Source organism: Pseudotabrizicola sp. (genome assembly GCF_030656345.1).
In the GTDB taxonomy this organism is placed as follows: Bacteria; Pseudomonadota; Alphaproteobacteria; order Rhodobacterales; family Rhodobacteraceae; genus Pseudotabrizicola.
Window position 1 is genome coordinate 398,809 of record NZ_JAUSNR010000010.1, and the last position, 25,949, is coordinate 424,757.

Here is a 25,949-nt window from a genome sequence, read left to right on the forward strand (position 1 = left end):
AACGCGTCAGTTCCCGCCCAGAAGCCGCTGGAACAACCGCCCGGCCTCGGCGTCAATCGCCTCTTGCGCGCGGCGGCGGGCGGCGTCTTCCAGACGTTCCCCGTCCTCGCGCACGATGCCCAGCTCTTGCTCGGCCCGGCGTGCCAGCTCTGCCCTGGCCCGCGCTTCGGCCTCTTTGGCCTGCTCTTCAAAACGCTCCCGCGCCAAAGCCTCCAGATCCAGCCGGAACCGGGGGCTGGCCCATGGGCCGGTGATCAGCAAGGGCACCATCACCCCGCCGGTGCCATCGACCGCCGCAAGTGCCACCGGGCGCAGGCGGTAATCCAGCGTGCGCGCGCCAAGATTGACCGCGCCGTCGCCGGTGGCGGTGACATATGGCGCGCGGAACGCCAGATCGGAGTTCGACAACACCCCGGCGTCGATCAGAAAACTGCCGGTGACCGCTTCGAAAATCGTGCGCTGCCCGTCGCCGACATAGCCCGCATCCAGCGTGCGCAGCATGCCTGCGACATCCAGGCCGCGCAGCTCGCCCTTGCCAAGGCTGAGGCTGCCCGAACCGGACAGGCTGCGCATGATCGCATCCACCGACCCGCCGACGCCCAGAAACTTCAGCCGCAGATCGCCGGTGCCGATCAGCCGGTCATAATCGCCAAGATCCGACAGCATCGGCTGCATCGCCAGACCGGCCAGCACCAGATCGCCGCCGACCGACAGGCCAGAGCGGCCGTTCACCACAAACTGCCCGCTGACATTGCCCTGATAGGCCGCGATCTGGCGCAGATCAAACACCGCGCGGGAGCGGTCAATCGTGGTCACCACCCGCGTGGTGCCCAGCCGCAGCCTGCCCAGATCGACGCTGTCCGCCGTCAGGGCAATCGACGCATCCATCAGATCCAGCGCCGAGACATCAATGGTCGCGGTGGACCATCCATCCGCCGCCGCCCCGCCGCCGTTGCCGCCACCGCCACCGCCGCCCGTACCGCCGCCCAAGGCACCCGCCAGCGACAAGGCCCCGGCCGAAACCTGCGCCGACAGGTTGGGCCGGTCGCCTGCGGTGGTCAGATCCGCATCCAGCCGCAGCTGGTTGTCATCCAGCCGCACCGCGCCACCGCGCAGATGCACCGACGCGGCGTCCGTCAGCGTCAGCTGCCCGCTCACATCCACCCGCCGCGCACCCAGACCCTGCGGCAGGGCGGGCCGGCCCACACCCGCCAGCCGGGTGATGGCCGACAGATCGGCCAGGCTGGCGGTCAGCTTGCCCTCAACTGCCAGGGGCTTCCAGCCGCCCCTCCCCGCCAGATGCAGATCCGCGTCACCGGCCTTCAGCGTCAGATCAAGCCCGACCGGCCGCCCATCCATGAAAGGTGCAAATTCTGCAATCTGCAGGCTGGAACGGAAGGGTTGACCGTTCAGAATGGCCTCAAAATCGAAAGTGGCCGGTCCCTGCGACGTGCCGATCCGTGCCTCGCCGGTGATGGATGTCATCACCACCCTGCGCCCCGTGCCGTGATCGACAAAGCTAAAGCGACCATCCGTCACTTCGGCCAGATCCAGCGTGACGGGGGTATCCGTCCGGACTGTCTGTGCCCCGGACCCGCCGCCGCTGCCACCGTCTGCCCCCCCGAACACCCAGTTTTCACGCCCGTCCCGCGCGCGTTCCAGCACCAGCTGCGGGGCCTGCGCCGTGATGCCGGTGATCTTCACCTCGCCGCCGATCAGCGCTGCCATGTCCAGCGCGATGCTTAAGCCCTCGGCGCGCAACATGTCGCCTTCAACGCCCCAGTCGGCATTCGACACCGTGACCGGCCCGGTCTGCACCCCCAGCGTGGGAAACACCGTGGGCCGCACCGCGCCCTCAATCACCAGCCGGCGCCCGGTCAGTTCGAAAAAGCGCTCGGTCGCAAGCGCCGCAATCCGCTCGGACGGGATCATCACCACGGCGGCAACGCCCAGAAACACCAGCAAAGACAAGGCCAGAACAGAGCGGATCATCCAACGCATGACAACGGCCTTCCCCAGAGACATTCCCCGAGTCTACGCGCGCCTGCCCCCGCCTTGCAACCAGATCAGGGCCACGGGCCGGCTCAGTTCACGCGCACCGGGCGTGATCGCATCCGGGCCACGGTTTCCCGCTCTGCCCGCTTGCACAGATTGGGCGGCAGGCCCCGGTCAAGCAGCGCCATATCCTGCCAGACCATCTCGCCCATCCGCTGAAACGCCACGTCCAGCGCCCCCGCCCGGTGCGCCGACAACAGCAGGCCCGGCAAGCGGCGCACCGGATCACCCGCAGCGGGGGGTTCCTCGGGAAACACATCCGACGCCGCCCGGATGTGGCCCGACCCGACCGCCGCCATCAGCGCCGGAAAATCCACCACATCGGCCCGGCTCAGCAAAACAAACGCCGCCCCCTTGCGCATCGACGCAAAGGCATCGGCCCCCAGAAAGCCCCGGTTTTCCGATGTCACCGCCGCCGTGACAAACACCACATCCGACCCCGCCATCAACTGGTCCAGTGTGGCAGGCTCTGCCCCCGCCTCCACGATCCGCGCCTCCGGCAGCCAGGGGTCGTGGATGCGCAACCGGGGGCGAAAGCCCTGCAGCACCCGCGCCACCGCCCGGCCCAGATCGCCAAAGCCGATGATCCCGACATCGGCCCCGGTCAGCAACCGCGCCCCCGTATTGCCCGCCCCGCCCCAAAGCTCCTGCCCGGCCCGGAAGTCGGCATCGGCCCCGTGGATGTTGCGCAGCAAAGACAGCGCGAAGCCCAGGCCGATCTCGGCCACCGGCTCGGCAAACACCGCGCCGGTGGTCACCACATGAATGCCGCGCGCAAACACCTGATCATAGGGCATGTTGTTGATCAGGTTGGATTCGACATTGAAGATGCAGCGCAACCCGCTCAGCCGCGCCAGCGTGGCCGGGTCCAGCGGCGGCTGCCCGATGATATAGCGCGCCTGCGCCAGCACCGCATCGTCCAGCCCCGGCAAACCTTCATCCGTGGTCTCGACCAGCCGGTAGCGCGCCCGCAGCTCTGCCAGACGGGCCGGCGTGAAGATCAGCTCCAACGTACGCGGCAACGGGCAGCACAGCACAAGTGGCCGTTCGATATCCTGCATCCTCACCCCTCCCTTTTGCCCCACCCTTCCGCGCCCCACCGCAAAGCGCAAGCCCCAGCCTTTGCAGCTTTCCCAAATACTCCCGCCGGAGGCTTGCGCCGCTGGCCGCACACCCCACCGAAGAGAGAACCGCGCCCAAAGACCCACCTCAGGCGCGCCGGGGTGGGCGGGTGGCAGGTGCCTGAGGCGGGTATTCCCCCCTATCCGCCTGCGCGAAACACTTGTATAGACCGCGCCATGTCGCACAATCCGCCCAACCTCCGCCCCGATCTGGCCCCGCGCGCCACGTTCACCGAGGCCCCGCGCCCCGGTCAGCCGACCATTGGCATGGTCAGCCTTGGCTGCCCCAAGGCGCTGGTCGATTCCGAACGTATCCTGACCCGGCTGCGCGCCGAAGGCTATGCGATCAGCCCAGATTACAAGGGCGCGGATGCGGTGATCGTCAACACCTGCGGCTTTCTCGACAGTGCCAAGGCCGAAAGCCTTGACGCCATCGGCGAGGCGCTCGCTGAGAATGGCCGGGTGATCGTCACCGGCTGTCTGGGGGCGGAACCCGAATACATCACCGGTGCCCATCCGAAAGTGCTGGCCGTCACCGGCCCGCATCAGTACGAGGCGGTTCTGGATGCGGTCCACATCGCGGTGCCGCCGTCGCCCGACCCGTTCATCGACCTGCTGCCCGCCCGCAGTGTCAGCCTGACGCCACGGCACTACAGCTATCTGAAAATCTCGGAAGGCTGCAATCACAAGTGCAAGTTCTGCATCATCCCCGACATGCGCGGCCGATTGGTCAGCCGCCCGGCCCATGCCGTGCTGCGCGAAGCGGAAAAGCTGGTCGAGGCCGGGGTGCGCGAACTGCTGGTGATTTCACAGGATACCAGCGCCTACGGCGTCGACCGCAAGCACGATCAGTCCCCCTGGAAGGGTGGCGAGGTGCGGGCGCATATCACCGACCTTGCGCGCGAAATGGGCAAGTTGGGGGCCTGGGTGCGGCTGCATTACGTCTACCCCTACCCGCATGTGCGCGACCTGATCCCGCTGATGGCAGACGGGCTGATCCTGCCCTATCTCGATATCCCGTTCCAGCACGCCCACCCGGACGTGTTGCGCCGGATGGCGCGCCCCGCAGCGGCGGCAAAGACGCTGGACGAAATCGCCGCATGGCGCGCCGCCTGCCCCGACATCACCCTGCGGTCGACCTTCATCGTCGGCTACCCAGGCGAGACCGAGGCCGAGTTCCAGACCCTGCTGGACTGGATGGACGAGGCGCAACTGGACCGTGTGGGCTGTTTTCAATATGAAAACGTCGCCGGTGCCCGCAGCAATGACCAGCCGGATCATGTGCCTGCCGAAGAAAAGCAGGACCGCTGGGATCGTTTCATGGCAAAAGCCCAAGGTATTTCCGAGGCGAAGCTGGCTGCCAAGGTCGGCCGCACCCTGCAAGTGATCGTCGATGAGGTAGATGCCGATGGTGCCACCTGCCGCACTATGGCAGATGCGCCGGAAATCGACGGCAACCTGTTCATTGACGAAGGGTTCGAAGGTCTGACCCCCGGCGACATCATCCCGGTCACTGTGGACGAGGCGGGGGAGTATGATCTGTGGGGGCGGCGCGTGGGGTGAAAGACCGCCCGCCGCACTGCCCGGAAATCCTGCGGCGCCTGTGTTGACACCAAAGCCTGTTTCTTTTTTGATCACTTTCGGCGCGGAACTGCAATCCACCCCAATTTGAGCATCTTTTTACCATTTCTTCACGCTTTCGACGTCTGACCAGATAAAGTGACCCCCAATATGTGTGAACAAGTGAATGTCGGGCACAAACGGCCCCGCCCCTGCCCGCGGAGAAACAAGATGACGGTCGCCACAACAGGCATTGCGCCGGGCGCAAGCTGCGCTGCGGGGACAGCCTTTCATACCATCTGTAACCACGCCGCGACCCGCCTGCCGGGCCACGCGGCCCATAAGACTCTGGGGCAATAACCTTTATGCTTGATGTCAAACCCACCTCGTTGCCGGGGGTCATGCTGCTGACAGCCCGGCGCTTTGGCGATGCCCGTGGCTGGTTCACCGAAAGCTGGAACGCCGAGCGGATGGCGGCGGCGGGGCTGGACCTGCATTTCGTGCAGGACAACCATTCGTTTTCGGCGGAGCCGGGCACCTTGCGCGGCCTACATTACCAAAAGCCACCCCGCGCGCAGGACAAGCTGGTGCGCTGCACGCGCGGCGCGATCTTTGATGTGGCGGTAGATATCCGCCGGGGCTCGCCCACCTACGGCCAGTGGACCGGGGCAGAGCTGACCGCCGACAATGGCCATCAGCTTCTGTTGCCCAAGGGATTTCTGCACGGCTTTGTCACGCTGGTGGCGGATACCGAGGTGCAGTACAAATGCACCGACGGCTATGCGCCTGACTGTGACGGCGCAGTGCTGTGGGACAGCTGCGGCATCGACTGGCCCCTGCCGGTGGCGCAGCCGGTCCTGTCCGACAAGGACCGCGCGGCGCAGCGCTTTGCAGATTTCGACACTCCTTTCGCTACAGGAACACAGCCATGAAAATACTGATCACCGGCGGCGCAGGCTTCATCGGGTCGGCCGTGGTGCGGCAGGCGGTGGCGCTTGGGCATCATGTGGTCAATCTGGATGCGCTGACCTATGCGGCCAATCTGGACAATGTGGCCTCGGTCGGCAATTCGCCGCTGTACCAGTTCGAACAGGCCGATATCCGCGACCGCGCCGCGCTGTCCCGGATTTTCACAACCCATGCCCCCGATGCCGTGATGCATCTGGCCGCGGAAAGCCATGTCGATCGCTCGATCGACGGGCCGGGCGATTTCATAGACACCAATATCACCGGCACCTTCAACATGCTGGAGGCCGCCCGCGCCTATTGGCAGGCCGCCGGTCGGCCCGACACGTTCCGCTTTCACCACATCTCGACAGATGAGGTGTTCGGCAGCCTTGGTCCCACCGGCCAGTTCGACGAGACCACGCCCTATGATCCGCGCAGCCCCTATTCGGCGTCAAAGGCGGCGAGTGACCATCTGGTACGGGCCTGGCACGAAACCTACGGCCTGCCGGTGGTGCTGACCAATTGCTCCAATAATTACGGCCCGTTCCACTTTCCCGAAAAGCTGATCCCGGTGGTCATCCTGAACGCTCTGCATGGCCGCCCGATCCCGGTTTATGGGGCGGGCGAGAATGTGCGCGACTGGCTTTATGTCGAAGATCACGCCACCGCCCTGCTGATTGCGCTGGAAAAGGGCGTGCCGGGCCGCAGCTATGCCATCGGCGGCGAGAATGAGCGGCGCAACATCGATCTGGTGCGCACGATCTGCGAGCTGCTGGACGAGATGCGCCCGGCAGGCGCGCCGCATGACCGGCTGATCAGCTTTGTCACCGACCGTCCCGGCCATGACGCGCGCTATGCCATCGACCCCAGCCGGATGCGCGAAGAACTGGGCTGGCGGCCTTCGGTGACGGTCGAGGAGGGGCTGCGCCGCACCGTGCGCTGGTATCTGGACAATGAAAGCTGGTGGCGCCCGTTGCTTGACCGGCAGGGCGTGGGCGAACGTCTGGGGAAAACCGCATGAAGCTGCTGGTCTTTGGCCAGACCGGACAGGTGGCGCGCGCCTTGGCGCGGCTGATGCCGGAGGCCACGTTTCTGGGCCGCGACCGCGCCGATCTGACCGATCCCGCCGCCTGCGCCGCTGCCATTGCGCAGGCCCGCCCCGATGCCGTGATCAACGCCGCCGCCTATACGGCGGTGGACAAGGCCGAGAGCGACGAAGCGGTGGCACGCACGGTCAATGCGCTGGCGGTTGAGGCGATGGGCCGCGCCTGTGCAGACCTGCAGGTGCCGCTGGTCCATATCTCGACCGATTATGTCTTTGATGGCACGGGCACAGCACCGTTTCTGCCGAATGACCCGGTGGCCCCGCTGGGGGCCTATGGCCGCACTAAGGCCGAAGGCGAGGCGCTGTTGCGTGCCACCGGCGCAGTGCATGGCATTCTGCGCACATCCTGGGTGTTTTCGGCCGATGGCGCGAACTTTGTGAAAACCATGCTGCGCCTGTCGGAAACCCGCGACCGGCTGACGGTTGTCGGCGATCAGGTCGGCGGCCCGACCCCGGCGGCGGCGATTGCAAGCGCCTGCCTGACCATGGCACATGCACTGCGCGCCGACCCCGCCCTGTCGGGCAGCTATCACTTTTCCGGCGCACCCGACACCACATGGTCCGGGTTTGCCCGCGCGATCTTTGCGCTGTCGGGCCGCACGGTCGAAGTGGCGGATATCCCCACATCAGACTACCCCACCCCGGCACAGCGACCGTTGAATTCGCGGATGGACTGTTCCACCACCCACTCCGCTTTCGGACTGGCGCGGCCTGACTGGCACGCGGGTCTGCGTGATGTTCTTACAGATTTGAAGGTTTTGGCATGACACAACGCAAAGGGATCATTCTGGCAGGCGGCTCGGGCACGCGGCTTTGGCCCATCACCATGGGTGTGTCAAAGCAGCTGTTGCCGGTCTATGACAAGCCGATGATCTATTATCCGCTGTCGACGCTGATGCTGGCAGGCATCCGTGAGATTGCAATTGTGACCACGCCGGAAGATCAGGCGCAGTTTCAGCGGCTGATGGGAGACGGGTCGCAATGGGGGCTGCGGTTTGAATGGATCCTCCAGCCTTCGCCAGACGGTCTGGCGCAGGCCTATCTGCTGGCCGAGGCGTTTCTGGACGGCGCGCCATCGGCCATGGTGCTGGGCGACAACATCTTTTTCGGCCACGGCCTGCCGGAACTGCTGAAAGCCGCAGATGACCGCGCGACTGGCGGCACGGTCTTTGGCTACCGCGTCACCGATCCGGAACGCTATGGCGTGGTGGCCTTTGACGGCAACGGCACGGTGAAGGAGATCATCGAAAAGCCCGCCGTGCCGCCATCAAACTACGCGGTGACGGGCCTGTATTTCCTTGATGGCCGCGCCCCGGAATTTGCCCGCCAGATCAAACCCTCACCAAGGGGTGAGCTGGAGATTGTCGATCTGTTGTCGGTCTACCTGACCGAGGGCAGCCTGCAAGTACAGCAGATGGGCCGCGGCTATGCCTGGCTGGATACCGGAACCCATGAAAGCCTGCTGGATGCGGGCAATTTCGTGCGCACCCTGACCGGGCGGCAGGGGTTGCAGGTCGGCTGCCCGGATGAGATCGCCTTTGTGTTGGGCTGGATCACCGCAGATGACCTGATGCGGCGGGCCGAGGTGTTCAGAAAGAACGACTACGGCAAATACCTGCTGACGGTTGCGCAGCAAGGCTGAGATCTGGCCGGGTCGCGCGTGCCGTTGACGTTTCGGATTTCTGGAAACCATTTGTTAACCAATTTGCTGCACGCAGTCCTGTGTGGGGGCTGCGTCAGCTTGGGCTGTCGCAGCACGGAACACCGGTGAACAGGGGGTAGTCTTGCTGTTCGGTCCGTCAGGACAACAGGAAGATGGTTCGCTAGGCGTGGCAAGAATGGGCAAGCAAAAGACACTGACCGGACCCGTCTTCCGGTTGGCTGCGGCCTTGCTGGTCCTGTCCGTTCTGGCCGGATGCTCCGCCCCCCGCGGTGCCGCGCTGCAAAGCGAGGTTTTGCGCGGCCAGAACAGTGCAAACGCAGAGTTTCAGGTGATAGAGGTCACGCGCGATTCGGTCAGTCAGGTTGCGCATTGGCCCACGACCGGATGGGCGGGGTCATACCACTGGCTGCCCAACGGGTCGGGCGCGAACAGCCCGCTGATCGCAGCCGGGGACCGGATTTCGCTGGTGATCTGGGACCCGCAAAGCAATTCGCTGATCGCTGCAGCGGGTGAGCGGTCGGTCGCGCTGCCCAATCTGACGGTATCGCCCGAAGGCTCGCTGTTTGTGCCCTATGTCGGCGATATCATGGTGCGCGGCAAAACCCCGTCGCAGGTGCGGCAAGAAATTGAAACCGCGCTGGCCCCCACCGTGCCCTCAGCGCAGGTGCAGCTGACGGTCGAGGTGGGGCGGCTGAACTCGGTCGATATTGTCACCGGCGTCGGTCGCGCCGGGGCCTATCCGCTGATGGACCGCAACACCACCATCCTGTCGCTGATTGCGCAGGCCGGCGGCATCTCCTCCACCCTGCGCAACCCGCTGGTGCGGATGATCCGCGACGGGCGGACCTATGAGATCCGGGCGGAAAGCCTGTTTTCCGACGGGTCGAAGAATGTGCTGATGAAGGGCGGCGACAAGGTGTTTGTCGAAGAAGACCGCCGCTATTTCACCGCCATCGGGGCGGCCGGGCGCGAAGAGCTGCTGTATTTCGAACGCGATAACATCAGCGCGATGGAAGCGCTGTCGCATATCGGCGGTCTGGTCGATTCGCGTGCCGACCCGAAGGGCATTCTGATCTTGCGCAACTATGCCGCAAAAGACCTGCGCACAGACGGGTCGGGGCCGGGCAAAACGCAGGTGGTGTTCACGATTGATCTGACCAGTGCGGCAGGCCTGTTCGCCGCCCGGTCGTTCGAGATCAATCCCAAAGACACCATTCTGGTGACGGAATCGCCGATTGTGGCCGCCACGTCGATCATGGGGCTGTTCGGTGCAGCGTTCGGGTTGCGCAATGCCGCATCCGACTGACCGCTGGCCTGACGTCACCCCCGGACCTGGCACTCCGGACAACAACTGATGGTGGGCAACTCGATGTCACAAGTCCATACCTCTGCCAACGGGCACCCGGTGCCGGAAGCCACCTTGCTGATGATCTGCCTGCATGGCTCTGCCGCGAGGGGTCTCGGCCCGATCAACGCCGCGCAGATCCTGCTGTTTTCGCCAGACCCGCCAGAGGCCGGCACGCCGTTGAAATCCGCCCCCGATTTCCGCCATATCCCCGCTATCCCCGGCCCGGCCACGACGGAGGCAGAGGCGCTGCGGTTCAATATGCCCGGGCTGGCAAGCCTTGGCGAACCCACCGCCGCGCTGCGGGAGCTGCTGCCGGGGCTGAAGATCACCGGGCGAGTGCCTGTTCACCGGCTGGGGCCGCAGGATCTGGCCCCCCTGCTGCCTGCCCAAGGCAACATTGCCGTCGCGATGGACTGTCCGGGGGCCGAGGCCGGGGTGCTGGACGCGCTGTGGCGCTGTATCGGTCCGGACCGGATCACCCGGATCACCCTGCGCTGCGGCGCGCAGGCGTTCTTCCACGGTGCCAGCGGGCGGACCGGGGTCGCGCAGATGCTGCAGGCGCAGGGCTTTGGGCGGACAGGATCTGACACCAGTGATCCGGACTGGCCCGTCCTCAGCTTTCAGCCTGACCCGAAGGTCAGGCAGATCGCCGACTTGCAGGTGAAGCTGAACGACCTGTCGCAAACCGTGGCCGATCTGACCGCCGCGCAAACCCGGTCTGATGCGCGCGAAGCGCAGCTGGTAGCGCAGGTCCAGTCCTTGCAGGCGGCGAAAGACGCGGTCGATCAGGCCTTTGCCAGCTTTCGCACAGAGACCGAGGCGGCGCGCCAGTCGCTTGCCACCCAACAGACCGCCGCGGCCGAAGCGATCCGCAAGCGGGATCAGTGTCTGGCCGATCAGGCCCTGTCAGCGCGGGTTCAGGCGATGCAGGCGCTTGACCTGCGCGACCTGCGCACGCAACTGGACCACAGCGAGCGTGAGCGGCAGCGTCAGGAAGACCTGCTGCGCAAGCTGACACCCAGACTGGCGCAGGCCGCAGCGCATCTGCAGGCTTTGCAGATTGGCCAGACCAACGCCCCCGGGCAGCCACAGTCCGGCAAGGGAATTGCGAAACCAAAACCCGGCAAGCTGCCAAAACCCGCCAAGGACCCCAAGCATCGCAAAGCAAAGGCGGGACCGGCGCTATGACCCTGACGCCAAGCGCGCGCAGCGTGGCAGCCGATCTGGAGGCCGCGCTGGATCTGCTGGCCGACTATCGCGGCCGCGATGACGGCGACGCGGGGGCAGAGCCGCTGCCCAGCCTGCTGGCGCAATGTGTAGCGATGCGCGACGGGTTCCCTGAACCGCAGCCGATGCGCAGCATCCACCACTTTGCCTGCACCGGCGGCACCTTGCTGTCACGCTGCGTGGCGGCGCTGCCCAACACCGTGCTGCTGAGCGAGATTGATCCGCTCAGCCGCGCCAAGCTGGAGCCGACGTATCCGAAAACCGAATTCGCCCCACATGATATTCTGTTGCACTTGCTGCGGGCCGACCATCGTGTGGATCAGGCCGTGGTGGTCGAGGCATTTCAGGCCGCCATCACGACGACGCTGACGGCGCTGGCCCGGCGGGGCCAGCGACTGGTGCTGCGTGATCATCCGCATTCGCAGTTCTGCACCGGAGTGGACGCGGCTTCGCGCCAGACCGTGCACGAGATGCTGGTCCAGTGCTGCCGGGTAAAAGCGCTGGTCACCGTGCGCCACCCGCTGGACAGCTTTGCCTCGCTCGACGCGCTGGGGTGGCGGCAGTTCTCACCCTTCACGCTGGAAGCCTACGGCCAACGCTATCTTGCCTTCCTGACGCGGCATGCCAGTCTGCCGGTGCTGCGCTACGAAGACTTTGTGGCAGAGCCGCAGGCTGGGCTGGAACGGATTTGCGGCCATCTGGATCTGCCCTATGAACCGCTTTCGATCGACCTGATCGGGGCCGTCGCCATCAGCGGCGACAGCGGGCGGTCGGGCAGCAACATCACCCCCCGCCCCCGGCGCGCGGTGCCGCCCGCCATTGAGGCGCAGCGGGGCGACCCGGCCTATCTGCGGCTGTGCGCGCAGCTTGGCTACGACCCATGACCGGCAGGCTACCAGCGTTTTGACGGCAGTTTTGTCGTCCGGTTGCCGCGCGGGCCGGATTGAACCGGGGTGTTGGCGCGGTTCTCATCGTGCAGTTTGCGCCAGCGGTCCAGCCGCGCCGGGTCCAGCGTGCCGGCCGCAATCGCAGCCTGCACAGCGCAGCCGGGTTCATGGGCATGGGTGCAGTCGCGAAAACGGCAGGCCGGGGCCAGTTCGGTGATTTCGGCAAACAGCTGGTCCAGCCCGAAGGCGGTGTCGCTGATATGCAGCGTGCGCATGCCCGGCGTGTCGATCACCCAGCCGCCTCCGGTGATCGGGTGCAGCGACCGCGCGGTGGTGGTGTGCCGCCCCTTGGCATCGGCCTCGCGGATGCTGCCGGTTTCCTGCGCCTCTGCCCCGGTTTTTCCGGCCAGCGTGTTCAGCAACGATGACTTGCCCACCCCGGATGAGCCGACAAGCGCCACGGTCTGCCCCGGCGCGCACCATTGCGCCAGCTGACCTGCGGCCTGCGCAGAGGTTGCATCCAGTGCCACCACCGCAAGCCCGCGCTGCAATCCCGCCACCTGCGCGATATAAGGGGCCGGATCAGGCACCTGATCCACCTTGGTCAGCACGATCACCGGGTTGGTCCCGGCTTCATTGGCAAAGGCCAGATAGCGTTCCAGCCGGGCCGGGTTCAGATCGTCATTGCAAGAGGTGACGATGAACAGCGTGTCGACATTCGCGGCAATCAGCTGCGGCACGCGCGCGCCTTCGGTATGGCGCTGCAGCACCGATCTGCGGTCCAGCCGCCGCAGCAGAAGCCGGGTCTGCGGGTCCACCAGCACCCAGTCGCCGACCGCGTAATCGGCAGTGCTGGCCTGCGGCGACAGCGTCAGGCGGACTGGATCGCCGCCCGCCACGGCGGTCAGCCGGGCACGGTGCACCGTGGCAATGCGCATCCGGTCGAGGGACTGTTCCTCTGGCCCCAGCTGATCGTCAAAAAAGGCGGACCAGCCAAGGGCGGGTTGGGACGTGGCGTCTAGGTCTGTGTTCTGGGTCATGTCTGACTGCATGATCGTGACACCGGCGCAATGCAAGCTGAACTCACCGGCGCGGCAGCCGCCCGGCAGGCTTTCGCAGCCATCAGGCCGACCGCCGGTCCGGCACCGCGATATCCCACAGCCTGCAGGCATTGGCGTGCAGGATCGCGCCGCGCTCACTGACCGACAGGTCGGCCAGCAGGGCCTGACTGGTCGCGACCCATTCGGGCAGGCTGGACTGCAATGTGCAGACCGGACTGTCAGAGCCCCAGACCATGCGGTCGGCCCCGAACTGCTCCAGCACATGGGTGACCCATGGCCGCAGCGTGTCCAGTGTCCAGTCGCCGCCGGTATAGGCGGTGATGCCCGACAGTTTCAGGATCACATTCGGGCGGCGGGCCAGATCGGTGATCCTGGCGGCCCAAGGCTCAAACGCGCCGCCCGCGATGTCTGGCACGCCGCAATGATCCAGCACGAAAACGGTGTCAGGGCAGGCATCGGCCAGTTCAATGGCCAGCGGCAGTTGCCGCGCCAGCATCACGATATCAAACGGCAGCCCCACGGTGCCCAGACGCGCGATGTTGTCGCGAAACAGCTCAGATTGCGACACCGCATCGGGCACAACATGCAAAACACGCCGCAAGCCCTTGACCACGCTGCGATCTACCCGCTCAAGCCAAGCGGCAAAGCCAGGGGATTCGGGGCGGGCCGCGGCGATGGCCCCGCGGATCAGACTGCCGGGCCGTTGCATCAGGTCCGCGATAAAGGCGGTTTCCGCCTCGATATCGGCCTCGGCCACATCCACCTCCATATGCAGCACATCGGTGATGCCGATGCGGCGGGCGGTGGATTCGTACTCTTCATAGCTCCAGTCGCGGTTCAGCGCCGGGGCACCCTCCAGCCACGGATAGGACAGCCGGCTGCGGTTCACCAGATGCAGATGGGTGTCAAAAATCATCGGCCAGTCCCTTTATTGCGCAACAGCATGGGGCAGCGGCAGGGCCTGCGCTGTGCAAGCTGATCTGGCGCATCTTGCCCCTGTCGCAGTAAAGCGATGTTGCGCCTGCAAATCCAGCCCCGCCTCAGCCTGCCCCGCCTCAGTCTGTTGTGCCTCAGTCTGTTGTGCCGCGTTCAAGCTGCCAGTTCAGCCCGGAAAACCCCTCACGATGGGCAAAGGTCACCAGATGCACGTCGATGGCAAAGCGGGCCTGAATCAACCCCTTCATGTCGTCCGCCGTGACGCGGACCGTCAGCGCCTCATTATCAGCGGCAAGATCTGCCGGGCCCGACAGCAGCGCGGCGGTGCCCTGCCGGTCATCGAAGTCCACAGCGACCTTGTGGGCAAAGTGCTTGCACAGTTGTTGCAGGTATTTTGACGCGTGCGGCGTCGGATAACGGGCTGTTGATACGAGCATGCGGCATTCCCAACTGTTTTACATGGAATATCCTCTGGAACTGCGCGGGGCAAGACGGTAAGGAACCGGCATCCCCCTCGCGTGAAGCCAGATCATCAGCCACACGCCACCCTGCAGGAGCCGCTGATGATCCGTGCCCCCCTTTCCGGCCTGCTGGCCGCGTTGATGCTTGCCGCCCCCACCGCACAGGCCGAACCGCTCACCGTGCTGACCGCTCAGGGCGCGGTGACGGTGCCCGCCACCCCGGCAAAGATCGCCGTGTTCGACATCGCGGCCATCGACACCCTGACAGCCCTTGGCGTCATCCCCGATGGCACGCCGGACAAGCTGTACCTCGACTATCTGTCGGCTGTGCCCGTGACCCCGATGGGCACCCTGTTCGAGCCGGATCTGGAAGCGCTGGCCGGGCTGACCCCCGATCTGATCATCGTCGGCGGTCGGTCCTCAACACAGGTAGGCGCGCTGTCCCCCATCGCGCAGACCATCGACATGACCATCTGGGAAGACATTCCCGGTGAAGCGCGGCAGCGGATCGAGGCCTATGGCACCCTGTTCGGCAAACCGGAACAGGCCGCAGACCTGCTGGCAGAATTCGACGCGGCCCTGACCGCCGCCCGCGCCGCCGTGGCGGGCAAAGGCACCGCACTGATCGTGCAGACCAACGGGCCAAAGGTTTCCGCCTATGGCAAGGGATCGCGCTTTGGCTGGCTGCACTCTGCGCTGGATCTGCCAGAGGCCTACGCCAACCTGACCCCCGACACCCATGGCGATGCGGTGTCCTTCGAGTTCATCGCGCAGGCCAATCCCGACTGGCTGATCGTGGTCGACCGTGCGGCGGCGATTGGCGAGACGGCTTCGGCGCAGGCCACGCTGGACAACCCGCTGGTGGCAGGCACCACCGCCGGGCAAAAGGGGCAGATCCTTTATCTGTCGTCGGGCCCGGTCTATATTGCGGGGGGCGGCTATACCTCGATCACCACCACGCTGGCAGAGCTGACCGCCGCGTTTTCCAAGTAACGCGCAGACCTGCCCAGCCATGCGCCCGGCCCTTGCCCTGACCCTACTGCTCGTGCCGCTCTCTGCCGCCAGCCTGCTGATCGGGGCGGCGGATATGGATCTGGCCAGCCTTGGCCATGACCCGCAGGCGGCGCTGATCCTGACCGTATCGCGCGTGCCGCGCACGGCGGCGGTGATCCTGACCGGCGCGGCGCTCGCGATTGCCGGGGTGGTGATGCAGCAACTGGTGCGCAACCGCTTTGTCGAACCGGGCACCACCGGCACGGCGGAAAGTGCGGCCCTAGGCCTGCTGGCGGTGACACTGATCGCGCCCGCTGCGCCGATCTGGGTCAAAATGGTGGTGGCCAGCCTTGCCGCCATGGCGGGCACCGCGCTGTTCTTGCGGCTGATCCGCCGCCTGCCCCCGCGTGAGGTGTTGCTGGTGCCGCTGGTCGGCATCGTGCTGGCGTCGATCCTTGGGGCCATGGTCACCTTTATCGGCTGGCAGACTGACCTTCTGCAGATGATCGGCATCTGGCTGTTCACCGGGGAGTTTTCCGGCGTGATCGCCGGACGCTATGAGCTGCTGTGGATCGCCGCCGCCGCCGCCGCACTGGCATGGTTTGCCGCCGACCGCTTTGCCATTCTGGGCTTGGGGCAAGAGACGGCAACCGGGCTGGGCCTGAACCCCGATGCGGTGATGCGGCTGGGGCTGGTGGTGGTGGCGGTGGTGACAGCACTGGTGATCGTGACCGTGGGGATGATCCCTTTCATCGGGCTGGTGGTGCCCAACATCGTGGCCCGCCGCATGGGCGACAACCTGCGCGCCACCCTGCCGGTCACCGCTGCGGGGGGGGCTGCGCTGGTGCTGGCCTGCGACATCACCGGGCGGCTGGTGCGCTACCCCTACGAGGTGCCGGTGGGCACTGTGCTGGGCGTGGTCGGCAGCCTGCTGTTCCTGTGGCTGCTGTACCGGGAACCCGCCCGTGGATAGGCGCGCCACCTTTCTGACGCTGGCGCTGACCGTGGCCTGCGCCGCCTATCTGCTGTGGGGGCTGGGGCCGAAGTGGCCGTTTGTGCTGTCGCTGCGCGCAGGCAAGCTGGCGGGGATGCTGCTGGTGGGGGCTGCCGTGGCGGTGGCGACGGTGCTGTTTCAGACCGTCAGCCGCAACCGGATTCTGACGCCGCAGATCATGGGGTTTGATGCGCTGTATATCCTGATGCAGACAGCCCTTGTTGCCGGTCTGGGCCTGACCGGCTTTGCCAGTCTGCCGGTGCCCGCCAAATTCGGGGTCGAGGTGGCGATCATGATCGCGGCCTCCTTGCTGCTGTTCGGCACCCTGCTGGGCCGCGCCGGGCAGGATGTGGCGCGGCTGATCCTGACCGGGGTGATTCTGGGGGTGCTGTTCCGGTCTGCCGCCGGGTTTCTGGCACGCGTGCTGGACCCGAATGCCTTTGCCGTGGTGCAATACGCCAGCTTCGCCAGCTTTGCCCGGGTGAACACCGACCTGCTGCCCTATGCCCCCACGCTGACCTGCGCGGCCATCGGGCTGGCGCTGTGGCTGGCCCCGCGGCTGGATGTGCTGGCGCTTGGCCGCCCCATTGCGGTGTCGCTGGGGCTGAAGCATGACCGGCTGCTGCTGCTGGCACTGGGAATCGTCGCGGTGCTGGTGTCGGTCGCCACCGCGCTGGTCGGGCCGATGGCCTTCTTTGGCCTGATCGTCGCCGGACTGGCGCATGAGGCGGCGGGCACCGCCCGCCATGCCCGGCTGTTGCCGATGGCGATGCTGATCGCCGGCCTGCTGCTGGTCGGCGGACAGACGGTGTTCGAACGCGCGCTTGGCCTGCAATCCACCCTGTCGGTGGTGATCGAATTTGCCGGCGGGCTGTTTTTCCTGTGGTTGCTGCTGAAGGGACGCATCAGATGATCGAGGTTCAGGGCGTCAGCCACCGGATCGGCCAGACCCCGATCCTGTCAGACATCAGCCTGCGCCTGCCCAAGGGCAGGCTGACCGCGCTGATCGGGCCGAATGGCGCGGGCAAATCCACCCTGCTGTCGCTGATGGGGCGGCTGATGCCGCTGCAGGCCGGGCAGATAACGGTCGACGGGTCCGACATTGCCCGCACCGACACCCGCCAGCTGGCGAAACAGATGGCGATCCTGTCGCAATCCAACCCGCTGGGCAGCCGCCTGCGGGTGCGCGAGCTGGTGAGCTTTGGCCGCTGGCCGCATCATCAGGGCCGCCCCGGCCCGCAGGATGCGGCACAGGTAAGCCGGGCGCTGGACGATATGGACCTGACCCAGCTCGGTGACCGCTTTGTCGATGCGCTGTCGGGTGGTCAGCGCCAGCGGGCGTTTATCGCGATGACGCTGGCGCAGGGCGCAGACTGGCTGCTGCTGGATGAACCGCTTGCGGCGCTTGATATGGCCCATGCGCGCGGCGTGATGGCGCGGCTGGCGGGGTTGCGCGATGCGGGTCGCAGCGTGGTCGTGGTGCTGCATGACATCAACCATGCGGCGGTCTGGGCAGACCATATCGTCGCCATGAAGGACGGGCGCATTGTGGCCGAGGGTCCGCCGTCCCAGGTCTGCACCGCCCCCACGCTGGGCGCGATCTATGATATGGACCTGCGGGTGATGCAGGTCGATGGCAAGCCGCTGGTGCTGCATCACCTGTAATCCCGCCGCAAGGCTGACAAACCGATGGCAGGCAGCCTATGCTGCCCCATCCCCTGCCCCGATGGACCTGCCAGTGATATCCAGCGACGCCCTGCCCCCCGCCCCTGATTTCGGTGATGACGATCCGCGCATCGCCTATAACCGGGTGTGGTTCAACCTGCTGCGCATCCAGCGCACCGCTTTTCCCCGCATCGCGCGCGCGCTGCGCCGCCATGGCATGGAAGACCCCATCTGGCACGAGATCATGCTGGAGATTGACCGGAGTGCCGCCGAGGGGATGCAGATGGCCGAACTGGAACGCAGGCTGCATGTCGCGCAATACACGCTGTCGCGCCATGTGACCCGCATGGTCAGCTCGGGCCTTGTGCGCCGCGAGCGCAGCCCGGGGGCCGGGCGCGGGCAACGTTTGTTCCTGACCGAGGCCGGGCGGCTGGCAAATGATGCGATCTGGCCCGCCTATATGGACGCGATCCAGTCCGAATTCGCCCATAGGGTCAGCACGGATGAGGCTTACGCGCTGTGCCGCGTGCTGATCCGGCTGTATCCATAGTGGCTGAAGGCGGGAGCAGCGCCCCCGCCTTCAGAAGGTTTCAGAACTTCGACACCAGTGACAGGGTCACGGTGCGGCCCGGTTCACGCAGCGGAGTGACCGAATTGAAATCCGCCCCATAAGAAGCGCGGTCGGCGAAATCGGTGTCAAACAGGTTCGTCACCTCGGCCCGCAGACGCAGATTCTGCATGCTGGGCGGCACGTATTCTGCGAAGACGTTCACCACCTCATAGCCTTTGAGCGTGTTCTGAGCATCGGCTGGCAGGTCATTGTAATCAAACGCAACATCCAGACTGCCGCCCAGCTTCCAGCCGGTGGCCCCGATCTCTTGCTGCACCTCAAACGCCAGAACCTGACCCAATGGCGCGCCGAAGTCCTGCGCCTCATAGCTGCTGGACACCGCGCCGTTCACCCGGACCTTGCTGTTGGAATAGGTCAGCCGCGCAAAGCCGCCGTCCCAGCCATAGGTGCCGCCAAGGTTGAAGCCCCGGCTTTCGAAGTCAAAGTTCTCTTCTGCGCCGCGGGCCTTGTTGATTTTGGTCTGGAACACCTCACCGCCAAGGGTCAGGGTGCCATCGGTCCAGTCCACGCCTGCCACGATGTTTTCCGACCGCGATGGTTGCAGCCCCGTGTAGCTCCACAGCGGCGAACGCTCATAGATGTAGTTGTCTTCAATGTCGATGCCACCGAACACCGATGACACACCGGCGCGCAGGGTCAGCGCCTCTGTCAGGCCATAAGACACCGATGCATTGCCTGACAGGCCGGAATTCGTATCCTGCCAGCCGTTCACCCCGGTAAAGCGCTGCCGGTCGGCGCGCAGGCCAAAGGACAGTTTCAGCCGGTCCACCGGCTCCAGCCGCGCCTGCGCAAAGATGCCGATGTTGCGCGCGGTTTCCTCCAGCCGCACCCCCGGTGCCTCATACAGCCCGTTGCGGTCATAGGCATCAAGGCCCACCGTCACTGTATCGCGTTCGCTCAGGTTGAAGGTGTTCTGCGCGGTCAGCGACCAGGTGGCCGAGGTGCCTTCGCTTTGCCAGGGGTTTGGCACGTTCACCAGACTTTCGGAAAAGCCGACCACCAGCTTGGGGTCCCACATGCCAGCGGCCATGGTGTTTTCATAGCTGACCGAGACGCTGGTGCGGGTGGTGTCATACAGCCGGTCATGCCGCACCGGGCCGGCAACACCCCCCATATTGGCGCGGAACGGGCGGAAGGCGGCGTCGCGCAACCGCTGGGCCGAAAACTCGATCCGGTCACCGGAGTCGCTTTCATAGGCCAGCTTGACCAGACCGCTTTGCAGATCGGCGCCGGTGCCGGAAACCTTGTCACCCGCCCCTGCGGTATAATCCTTGCCCTGCGCGGATTTCAGATAGCCCAGCCATTCAAAGCCATTGTGCTGCCCGGCCACTGTCAGCGCCCCGGTAAAGGTGTTGCCATTGTCGCCGTAGGCCAGCCGCAGGTTGCCGCCGATGGGCTGCCCGTCCTCCAGAATATCGCCCGCATCGACGGTTTCAAATACCACCGACCCCGCCATCGCGTGTGGCCCGGCATCTGCCGCGGCCACACCGGCATCGGCCCGCACCGCCTTCAGCAGACCGGGGTCGATCGCGTTGGCAGAGACATGATGAAAAGCGCGGTTGTTCTGCGCCACGCCGTCAATCGTCACCCGAAGGTTCAGCATATCGACGCCGTTGACAAAGATCTTCTGCGCAACCGGCATCGCGCCCCCGACAGAGACCGACGCGATCCCGGCGAACAGGTCTTTCAGATCGCCGGTGCGGGCGCGTTCAAGCTCGGCCTGCGACACGTATTGCGTGGTGGCCCGGTCGGCCGCCCCGGCCTGTTCATCCTGCTGTGCGACAAGGATCGGATCAAGGCTGATGTCCTGCGCCATCACCGGCAGGGCAAGAAGGCTGACGCTTGCGAACAACAGCCCGCGCGCACCCGTGAGTTTCAAACTGGTCATGGACCGCTCCGTTGCATTCTGTGGGGATGCGTGGCTGCGGAGGACCGTGGCTGCGTTCTGCGCCTGCGGCTAGCGCGCCGCAGCGATACATGCAAGTGCATGTTCAGCAGGAATGGTATTGTTGACTAAATTAGTTCACGACTGCGGCTTTGATGCCCCGGATCGTATCGCCGGAGCGCCAAGCGAGGCAATCGCGGCAACCAGAGCGGGCTTGCCGATGACATAGCGCAGCTTTGCATCCAGCGGGGTTTGCGGCCAGTCCAGCGTGGAAACGGCACCAAGCGCCACCAGGACCGGCCAGGCGGCCATGACATCCCAGGCACTTTCGCCATAGCCGACATGGCCGTCCACCTCTCCGGTCGCCAGTTCCAGCAGGGCGATGGTCGATGCGTTGCAACAGCGGAACAGCACGCCTGCGTCCTCGGCCAGATAGCGCAGCGCCTCGATGCGCTCGGCCAGCGGCAGGGCGCGGCCAAGCGCCACCCCCACCACTGCGCGGTCCGGCTGAAAGGCGCTCAGCGGTGGCAGAACCCGGCCATTCAGCGTCGGCGCATGGGTGGTGCCGCCCGCCAGCGTCAGGCCCAGTGCCGGGGCATGGATGATGCCCGCCACCGGCACCCCGGCCTGCCACAGCCCGATTGACACCGCCCATTGCCGGCCGCCCCGGACAAAGTTGAAGGTGCCATCAATCGGGTCAATGACCCATACGCGGTCTGACGTGCCCGGCAGCATTCCGCCCTCTTCGCCCAGAATGCCATCCTGCGGAAAGGCGGCGCGCAGGCGGGCGACGATCAGCGCCTCGACCGCGCGGTCAGCTTCGGTGACCAGATCCAGCGGCCCCTTGGCGCTGATGTCGCCTTGCGACAGGCTGCCGAAATGGCTCAGGGCAAGATCACCCGCCGCATGGGCCAAGGGGGTCAGAACATCGAACATGTGAACCGATCCGTGGCTGAAGGGTTGGAAAAGGCATCGGGCAGGGCGATGGCAGGGGTCTGGCGGTTCATCCCGCCAGCACCGGCCCCTACCCCACCCGCAGCCCGAGCGTGTTCAGCACCCAGCCCGACAGGTCTTTCAGCATGATCTGCGTCGCCGCGTTGAAACCTTCGACCAGAACAATCGTGTCGGTGCTGGCGACCGGATAGGTCACGTTGAAGGTGCGGGTCGACAGGACCGAGGCATCGCTTTCGCGCACCAGCCGCGCCGTCAGGCGCACGCGGATATTGGCGCCCTGCCCCGCAGGGGCCGCTTCGGCCTGCATGTCTGTCAGTTCAGAGATCAGCACGTAATCACCAAAGCTGCCCAAGGGGCGGCGCCCGACATAGCGAAGGCCGTTGCTGTCTTCCAGCGTACGCACGATCAGCGTCTGCATCATCTCGGGCGTTTCTGCCGACCATTGGCCATCGGTCAGATATTGCGCCTGCAACGGGCGCGGGCGGATCATGATCCGGTCGGTCATCAGCCCGCCGGGGGCCGAGGGCACCTCGACCACCAGCTGCCGCGCAAGGCTGCTGCGCGCCACCGGCCCGTCGGCGGGGGCCTGCAGGTCATAGCTTTCCAGCGGTGTCGCCGCCCCGCTCAGCGCCGAAATCGCCGCACAACCGGACAGGAACGCTGTTGCGGCAAGGATAGTCAGGATCGGCCGAAGCATGGCAGTGCTCTTTCGTTAAGGGCGACAGACGTTACTGGCGGTAAGCGGGGGTATTGGTCCCGCCAAGGAAGAACCGTGCCGGATCGCGCTGGATCTGGCGGGTCAGCTGGTCAAGATTGGTGATCAGGCCGCGCATTTCACGGCCCAGCAGGGTAAACTGCGGCAGGGCATTGGCCGAAAAGTCGCGTACCGGCCCGCCCGAGGCCGCCACCGTGCGCGCCACCTCGTCAAAGGCCTGCCGCGCCGATTCACTCGCCGCCTTCAGATCGGCGGTCACGCCGGGAATATCGGCTGAGACTTGCGCAATCGCCTGATCCAGCGCGTCAATCGTGCGGCGCAGATCGGTGGTGATCGCCGCCACATCGTTGTTGATCACCCGGTCCGCCCCGTCAAACGTGCGCTCTGCGGCAGACAGTGTGCGCTCCCCCACCTCCAGCGCCGAGTTGATCGCGCCCAAGGTCACATTGGCGTTGGCAAAGGTCTCTGTCACCGATGCCATGGCGGTGCCGGCCCTGTCGACCAGACCATCCACCTTGCCGCTGGCATCGGTCAGGCTTTGCCCCACCTCGGCAATCGTCAGGTTGGCGGTTTTCACGGCGGCGCGGATATCGGCGACCACTGCCGGCAGATCGGCATTGGCCGCTTCGGAAATCGGGCGGATCGCGGCGCGCGCCTCGGCCACCAGGGCCGCACCATCCACGGTGATCAGCGTGTCGAAATTGTCGGCAGCCGTACTGACCGACTCGAGCGTCGAGGTCAGATCGGCGATCATCGCATCGGTGGCACGGATTGTGGCTTCGGCTTCGGTCAGGCGGGCGGTCGCGGCCTCGCCGGTGCGGCGGAATTCGGCCACGGTTTCGCGCGCTTCCCTGCCGATCTGGTCAATCTGCGCGCGGATCTCGGCGATTCCGGTCTGCAGGTCTTCGGTGGTGCGGCGCAGCTCGTCCTGAATATAGCTGTCGGCAGACGACAGGGTGGTGGTGGCCTGATCCAATGTGGCGGTGCCGCTGTTCACAGTGGTGCGCGTGTCGGCCATCAGCGCATCAAGATTGGTCAGCGTGTTTTCCGCCGTGGCAAACAGGCTTTCCGCCTGCCCGGTCAGCCCTTCCACCGTGGTGCTGAAGGATGAGATGTTGTCGGCAAAATCGGCCACCGCCGCGGCCACCACCGAAAAATCCTCCAGCGCCTTGGACAGGCCGGCAGAGGCCGTTTCGGCATTGTCGAGAATGTTGTTGATGTGTTGGATATTCTCGGCACTGGCAAGCTCGGTCAGGTCCCGCATCACCTGCAACGCCTGTTCCACCAGCTGCGGCGCATCTTCCGACAGGCTTTGCAGAATCGACCGCCCCGCCTCGATCTCGGGCACATCACCGGCGTCCGAGACGCGCAGCAGCGCATCTGCCGGATCACCCGGGCTGATGCCGACAAACGACACGCCGGTTACGCCCTGCGATTCAATCGTGGCAACCGAACTGGTGCGCACCGGCACTTCGGCCCCGATTTCCAGCCGGACCAGCACCGTGCCATTGCCATCGGGCGACAGCCGCACATCCACCACCTGCCCCACCGGCAGACCGGCAAAGCGCACATCCGACGCGCCCGACAGGCCGGAAACCGAGGTGAAGCGCACCTCGTAATAACTGAACTGCCGGTCCAGCTGCACCTGCGCGAACCACAAAAAGAAGCCCAGAATGCCCAGCAGTCCGGCCAGCGTGAAGGCACCGATCAGAATATAGTTTGCCTTGGTTTCCAACGGATCAACTGCCTTTCTGGGCGTCTTTTGCAGCCAGTGCCGCGCGGGCGCGCGGCCCGTGGAAATAATCGTGAACCCAAGGGTGATCGACTTTCAGCATCTCGTCCATTGTTCCTGTTACCAGAACCTTCTTTTCGGCAAGGACCGCAATCCGGTCGCAGATTGCGTGCAGCGTGTCCAGATCATGCGTCACCAGAAACACCGTCAGCCCCATCGTATCGCTCAAGCGCCGGATCAGCGTGTCGAAATCGGCAGCACCTATGGGGTCAAGCCCCGCTGTCGGCTCGTCCAGAAACACGATCTCGGGGTCCAGCGCCAGTGCCCGCGCCAGACCGGCGCGCTTGCGCATGCCGCCCGACAGCTCTGACGGATATTTGTCGCCCGCCAGATAAGGCAAGCCCGACATCGAGATTTTCAGATCCGCCATCGCCCGGCGCAAGGCAGGGTCAAGCCCTGCAACCGCGCGCATCGGCACTTCGACATTCTCACGCACGTTCAGCGAGGAAAACAGCGCGCCATCCTGAAACATCACGCCCCAGCGCCGTTCCAGCGCGGCGCGGTCTTCTTCACTGGCCTCACGCACATTGGTGCCCAGCACCTCGATCTCGCCCTCCGCCGGGCGCAGCAACCCGGCAATCGCGCGCAGCAGCACCGATTTGCCGGTGCCAGATCCGCCGACCACGCCCAGGATTTCGCCGCGATACACATCCAGATTCAGCCCGTCATGCACCACATGGCTGCCGAACTGGGTGCGGATGCCCCGCAACCTGATCACCGGATCGTGCGCGTCCGCCACCGTCATAGCCCCACCTGCGCGAAGAAAATGGAAAACAACGCGTCGATCACGATCACCGAAAAGATCGCCGTCACCACCGAGGATGAGGTTTTCTGCCCCAGCGATTCGGCGTTGTTGCCGACCTGCATCCCGGCGTGGCAGCCGACGATTCCGATGACGATGGCAAAGAAAGGTGCCTTGATCATGCCCACCATCAGATGCGACACCCCGGTGTTTTCGATCAGCCGCGACACAAACAGCGCCGGCGAAATCCCAAGCTCGACCCAGCTCATCAGCCCGCCACCCAAAAGGCCCGCCGCATTGGCGATCATCCCCAGAATGGGCAGCATCAGCAGCAGCGCCAGCACGCGCGGCACGATCAGCGCCGCCGCCGGGTCAATGCCCAGCGTGCGCATGGCATCAATCTCTTCGCGCATTTTCATCGACCCGATGGCGGCGGTAAAGGCCGAGGCCGTCCGCCCTGCCACGATGATGGCGGTCAGCAGAATGCCCAGCTCGCGCAGGATCGACACCGCGATCAGATCGACCACAAACACCTCTGCCCCGAACTGGCGCAGCTGTGCCGCACCCTGAAACGCAAGCACCACGCCGATCAGAAACGCCATCAGCGCCACGATCGGCACGGCTTTCAGCCCGACCTCCTGACAATGATGGACAAGCGATGTCAGGCGGAATTCGGATGGATGGATCACAGACCGGCCCAGCCGCGCGATGAACACCCCCAGAAAGCCCAGAAGTTGCCCCAGAAACACCGCGCCCGCCGCAACCGACCGGCCAAAGCCGTCGAGCCAGACCATCAGGGAAAATGGTGGTTTGGCTTGGATATCCGGGTCTGGCAGCGCCTTGCGCACGGTGTCGATCAGGGCGGTGGCGTGGTCACTGGCACCGACAAGGCGCAGCCTGTGCCCGGCGGCTTGCGCCGCCTGTTCCGCCTCGACAATCGCCCAGGCCGCCGCCGTATCCAGCCGCGTCACCTCGGTCAGATCCACACTCACCGGCCCCGCCGCCGCCTGCGTCAACTGACCATGCAGCCCGGTCAGATCGGCCAGCGAAAAACTGCCCGCAAGACGCAGGGACGTGCCGGCATCGGCCTGATCGATGGTGACAGTTGCTGGCATGTTCCGGCGATCCAAGACCCTGACTGACCCTTGCGGTTGACCGTGCAGGGCTATCATCATCATCGGGGCAAGGAAAGCATGGCGTAAGGGG

Annotated in this window: 24 protein-coding genes; 13 read left to right on the forward strand and 11 right to left on the reverse strand. The window is 65.4% G+C overall.

The window, feature by feature from the left end; genetic code table 11:
• Positions 1 to 6: 6 nt before the first annotated feature.
• Both Q7J44_RS05665 and Q7J44_RS05670 read right to left on the reverse strand, forming a co-directional pair.
• Complete coding sequence (locus tag Q7J44_RS05665; protein ID WP_304877847.1) at positions 7 to 2,001, reverse strand: AsmA family protein; 1,995 nt, start codon at positions 1,999 to 2,001, stop codon at positions 7 to 9.
• Between the two features lie 83 nt (positions 2,002 to 2,084).
• Positions 2,085 to 3,116, reverse strand: a complete 1,032-nt coding sequence (locus tag Q7J44_RS05670; RefSeq protein WP_304877849.1) for a hydroxyacid dehydrogenase — start codon at positions 3,114 to 3,116, stop codon at positions 2,085 to 2,087.
• Positions 3,117 to 3,353: 237 nt separating this feature from the next.
• Here Q7J44_RS05670 and rimO point away from each other — a divergent pair, with 237 nt between their 5' ends.
• The 8 genes from rimO (at position 3,354) to Q7J44_RS05710 (ending at position 11,911) form a co-directional block, all read left to right on the forward strand.
• Positions 3,354 to 4,739: a 30S ribosomal protein S12 methylthiotransferase RimO gene (rimO, locus tag Q7J44_RS05675; protein ID WP_304877851.1), complete on the forward strand. Its 1,386-nt coding sequence runs from the start codon at positions 3,354 to 3,356 to the stop codon at positions 4,737 to 4,739.
• 362 nt (positions 4,740 to 5,101) lie between these two features.
• On the forward strand, positions 5,102 to 5,668 hold the full coding sequence (rfbC, locus tag Q7J44_RS05680) for a dTDP-4-dehydrorhamnose 3,5-epimerase (protein WP_304877853.1): 567 nt from the start codon (positions 5,102 to 5,104) through the stop codon (positions 5,666 to 5,668).
• Entirely contained in the window at positions 5,665 to 6,705 is a 1,041-nt protein-coding gene (gene rfbB / locus Q7J44_RS05685; protein WP_304877855.1) for a dTDP-glucose 4,6-dehydratase, read from the forward strand. Before rfbC ends, rfbB begins: the two co-directional genes overlap by 4 nt.
• Positions 6,702 to 7,556: a dTDP-4-dehydrorhamnose reductase gene (gene rfbD / locus Q7J44_RS05690; RefSeq protein ID WP_304877857.1), complete on the forward strand. Its 855-nt coding sequence runs from the start codon at positions 6,702 to 6,704 to the stop codon at positions 7,554 to 7,556. The genes rfbB and rfbD overlap by 4 nt, the downstream gene beginning before the upstream one ends.
• Complete coding sequence (gene rfbA / locus Q7J44_RS05695; RefSeq protein ID WP_304877859.1) at positions 7,553 to 8,431, forward strand: glucose-1-phosphate thymidylyltransferase RfbA; 879 nt, start codon at positions 7,553 to 7,555, stop codon at positions 8,429 to 8,431. Before rfbD ends, rfbA begins: the two co-directional genes overlap by 4 nt.
• Before the next feature lie 196 nt (positions 8,432 to 8,627).
• Positions 8,628 to 9,758, forward strand: coding sequence for a polysaccharide biosynthesis/export family protein (locus Q7J44_RS05700; RefSeq protein ID WP_304877860.1), 1,131 nt, complete (start codon positions 8,628 to 8,630; stop codon positions 9,756 to 9,758).
• 63 nt (positions 9,759 to 9,821) lie between these two features.
• Positions 9,822 to 10,988, forward strand: a complete 1,167-nt coding sequence (locus tag Q7J44_RS05705) for a hypothetical protein (protein WP_304877862.1) — start codon at positions 9,822 to 9,824, stop codon at positions 10,986 to 10,988.
• Positions 10,985 to 11,911 (forward strand): sulfotransferase, encoded by a 927-nt coding sequence (locus Q7J44_RS05710; RefSeq protein WP_304877864.1) that lies wholly within the window; start codon positions 10,985 to 10,987, stop codon positions 11,909 to 11,911. Before Q7J44_RS05705 ends, Q7J44_RS05710 begins: the two co-directional genes overlap by 4 nt.
• An 8-nt stretch (positions 11,912 to 11,919) precedes the next feature.
• On the opposite strand, the gene rsgA is transcribed toward Q7J44_RS05710, so the two are convergent.
• From rsgA to Q7J44_RS05725, 3 genes are all read right to left on the reverse strand, one after another.
• Positions 11,920 to 12,954, reverse strand: a complete 1,035-nt coding sequence (rsgA, locus tag Q7J44_RS05715) for a ribosome small subunit-dependent GTPase A (RefSeq protein ID WP_304877866.1) — start codon at positions 12,952 to 12,954, stop codon at positions 11,920 to 11,922.
• Between the two features lie 82 nt (positions 12,955 to 13,036).
• Entirely contained in the window at positions 13,037 to 13,891 is an 855-nt protein-coding gene (locus Q7J44_RS05720) for an amidohydrolase (RefSeq protein ID WP_304877868.1), read from the reverse strand.
• A gap of 154 nt (positions 13,892 to 14,045) precedes the next feature.
• Positions 14,046 to 14,348 (reverse strand): DUF2218 domain-containing protein, encoded by a 303-nt coding sequence (locus tag Q7J44_RS05725; RefSeq protein WP_304877870.1) that lies wholly within the window; start codon positions 14,346 to 14,348, stop codon positions 14,046 to 14,048.
• A gap of 126 nt (positions 14,349 to 14,474) precedes the next feature.
• Here Q7J44_RS05725 and Q7J44_RS05730 point away from each other — a divergent pair, with 126 nt between their 5' ends.
• The 5 genes from Q7J44_RS05730 (at position 14,475) to Q7J44_RS05750 (ending at position 18,574) form a co-directional block, all read left to right on the forward strand.
• The gene (locus Q7J44_RS05730; protein ID WP_304877871.1) at positions 14,475 to 15,365 is read left to right on the forward strand and encodes a siderophore ABC transporter substrate-binding protein; all 891 of its coding nucleotides are present in this window, start codon (positions 14,475 to 14,477) and stop codon (positions 15,363 to 15,365) included.
• A 19-nt stretch (positions 15,366 to 15,384) separates the two neighbouring features.
• Entirely contained in the window at positions 15,385 to 16,338 is a 954-nt protein-coding gene (locus Q7J44_RS05735; RefSeq protein WP_304877873.1) for an ABC transporter permease, read from the forward strand.
• Positions 16,331 to 17,272, forward strand: coding sequence for an iron chelate uptake ABC transporter family permease subunit (locus Q7J44_RS05740; RefSeq protein ID WP_304877875.1), 942 nt, complete (start codon positions 16,331 to 16,333; stop codon positions 17,270 to 17,272). Before Q7J44_RS05735 ends, Q7J44_RS05740 begins: the two co-directional genes overlap by 8 nt.
• On the forward strand, positions 17,269 to 18,024 hold the full coding sequence (locus Q7J44_RS05745) for an ABC transporter ATP-binding protein (RefSeq protein WP_304877877.1): 756 nt from the start codon (positions 17,269 to 17,271) through the stop codon (positions 18,022 to 18,024). The genes Q7J44_RS05740 and Q7J44_RS05745 overlap by 4 nt, the downstream gene beginning before the upstream one ends.
• Positions 18,025 to 18,097: 73 nt before the next feature.
• Complete coding sequence (locus tag Q7J44_RS05750) at positions 18,098 to 18,574, forward strand: MarR family winged helix-turn-helix transcriptional regulator (protein WP_304877880.1); 477 nt, start codon at positions 18,098 to 18,100, stop codon at positions 18,572 to 18,574.
• A 40-nt stretch (positions 18,575 to 18,614) separates the two neighbouring features.
• Here Q7J44_RS05750 and Q7J44_RS05755 read toward each other — a convergent pair whose 3' ends face one another.
• The 6 genes from Q7J44_RS05755 to Q7J44_RS05780 form a co-directional block, all read right to left on the reverse strand.
• Positions 18,615 to 20,543: a TonB-dependent siderophore receptor gene (locus tag Q7J44_RS05755; protein WP_304877882.1), complete on the reverse strand. Its 1,929-nt coding sequence runs from the start codon at positions 20,541 to 20,543 to the stop codon at positions 18,615 to 18,617.
• Between the two features lie 135 nt (positions 20,544 to 20,678).
• Positions 20,679 to 21,476: an inositol monophosphatase family protein gene (locus tag Q7J44_RS05760; protein WP_304877884.1), complete on the reverse strand. Its 798-nt coding sequence runs from the start codon at positions 21,474 to 21,476 to the stop codon at positions 20,679 to 20,681.
• Between the two features lie 88 nt (positions 21,477 to 21,564).
• Positions 21,565 to 22,191 carry an ABC-type transport auxiliary lipoprotein family protein gene (locus tag Q7J44_RS05765; RefSeq protein WP_304877886.1) on the reverse strand — a complete coding sequence of 209 codons (627 nt, stop codon included), beginning with the start codon at positions 22,189 to 22,191 and terminating at the stop codon, positions 21,565 to 21,567.
• Between the two features lie 31 nt (positions 22,192 to 22,222).
• Positions 22,223 to 23,944, reverse strand: coding sequence for an MlaD family protein (locus tag Q7J44_RS05770; RefSeq protein ID WP_304877888.1), 1,722 nt, complete (start codon positions 23,942 to 23,944; stop codon positions 22,223 to 22,225).
• Positions 23,945 to 23,948: 4 nt separating this feature from the next.
• Positions 23,949 to 24,746 (reverse strand): ABC transporter ATP-binding protein, encoded by a 798-nt coding sequence (locus tag Q7J44_RS05775; protein WP_304877889.1) that lies wholly within the window; start codon positions 24,744 to 24,746, stop codon positions 23,949 to 23,951.
• Positions 24,743 to 25,858, reverse strand: coding sequence for an MlaE family lipid ABC transporter permease subunit (locus Q7J44_RS05780; protein ID WP_304877890.1), 1,116 nt, complete (start codon positions 25,856 to 25,858; stop codon positions 24,743 to 24,745). Before Q7J44_RS05780 ends, Q7J44_RS05775 begins: the two co-directional genes overlap by 4 nt.
• Positions 25,859 to 25,949 lie beyond the last annotated feature (91 nt).